The 1,466-nt window shown below is 39.3% G+C and carries 3 protein-coding genes and 1 pseudogene; all 4 read left to right on the forward strand.

Annotated elements, in window-relative coordinates:
* Positions 1-245: pseudogene (locus tag CIK04_RS33080) on the forward strand (hypothetical protein); the annotation flags it as partial.
* Between the two features lie 532 nt (positions 246-777).
* Positions 778-912 carry a DUF3265 domain-containing protein gene (locus CIK04_RS35370; protein WP_128824558.1) on the forward strand — a complete coding sequence of 45 codons (135 nt, stop codon included), beginning with the start codon at positions 778-780 and terminating at the stop codon, positions 910-912.
* 93 nt (positions 913-1,005) lie between these two features.
* Entirely contained in the window at positions 1,006-1,224 is a 219-nt protein-coding gene (locus CIK04_RS00015) for a DUF6500 family protein (protein WP_005527676.1), read from the forward strand.
* Positions 1,212-1,373, forward strand: coding sequence for a DUF3265 domain-containing protein (locus CIK04_RS35375; RefSeq protein ID WP_128824559.1), 162 nt, complete (start codon positions 1,212-1,214; stop codon positions 1,371-1,373). Before CIK04_RS00015 ends, CIK04_RS35375 begins: the two co-directional genes overlap by 13 nt.
* Positions 1,374-1,466: the final 93 nt, after the last annotated feature.

Raw genomic sequence — 1,466 nt, forward strand, 5'->3', positions numbered from 1 at the left:
GCTGGGATAATAAGAAATCTGACTTTATAAAAACTTTACTTTCGTTTGGATCTAGTGTTTATGGAGAAAACGCATTAGAAGGGGTTACTCGTTTCAACTTAAGTTCTTCAATAGATCATAGAGCATCTTTAAATATTTCTAAGGAGTTGTCCCGAAGTTTCATGACAGCAAAAGACTATTTTGACTTAAAGTCYTTTTCTTATTTTCAAGAGACTATACATATGATGAATTCCTACAAGACATAAAATCCGAAAAAGGTGATTATTCATTCGATGTAAGTCAAGTATAAATGACCACATAACAAACGGCTCAAGAGGGATTGCCAACGCGTGGCGGTTTTAGTGTCAAAATTGTAAGTTCAGTGTTTACAGTGTGTTTTTTGAGTTCGGCGGTGCGTTGTCAACCCCTTAGCCGGGCGTTATGCTTAATCAAGTAAAATCAGTGGATTATGGTTTTTCTTTGTCCCCTCGGCTTTTCAGTTTTGTGTTTGTCGGCAAGCCGGTTTTTTTGAGCGCTGTTTTTCGGACACTTATTCTTTGGCGCTGAAAATTCAGAGAGTTGCCTCAATCAATTTTCGGGTAAGCGCGAGGTTAGGGCAGTTGGCTCAATCAGAAGTCCATCTCTAGGTTTTCAAACTTCAAACCAGATTTGCCAAAATTCCTAGTCTGATTATCAAAACTATGATTCATTTCGGTTTTCTACGTTTTGGTTTTTGTTTGTAAATCAAAGTCGAGTTAATCTTGTTTTGAGTAAAACGTAACTCATTGAAGCTTAAGCATAACAAGGCGTTTAAGAGGGATTCATGCCGCGTGGCATTTTTGGTTTGCAGTGAGTTTTGGTGGTGAAAGTGGTCTGCGGAAACTTGGTTTAGGCGGCACTCACCCCTTAACGCGGCGTTATGGCTTCTTTTAAAAGTTATACTGGTTGGATGAACAGTGTTTGTTGTTTGTGTTCTATTCGTTGTGTAAAGTGTTGTTTTTACTTTAATCAAAGAGGGCATAATGAATGCGTGAATCCTTACGCCGTAAAGTGTTAGATGTTTGTGCTAAGAAAATCGCACAAAAGGGTGAGAATGTTGGTGTTTCATTTTATGCATTTTTCGCTAATAAAAACGACGATCCAGAGTTGTTAATGGAAGCAGCTACTTGGTGGATTCAAACTCACCAGCTAGATCACTTCGAAAAAGCCAACAAAATCATAGAAATGATTAAATCAGGCAAGTAAAGAACACCTTAAGTCCAAGCCATAACAAGGCGTTTAAGCGGGATTCATGCCGCGTGGCATTTTTGGTTTGCGGTGATTTTTGTGGTGAACGTGGTGTGCGGAAACTTGGTTTATGCGGCATTCACCCCTTAACGCGGCGTTATGCTTAATCAAGTAAAATCAGTGGATTATGGTTTTTCTTTGTCCCCTCGGCTTTTCAGTTTTGTGTTTGTCGGCAAGCCGGTTTTTTTGAGCGCTGTTTT

Source organism: Vibrio sp. 03_296 (assembly GCF_002265885.1).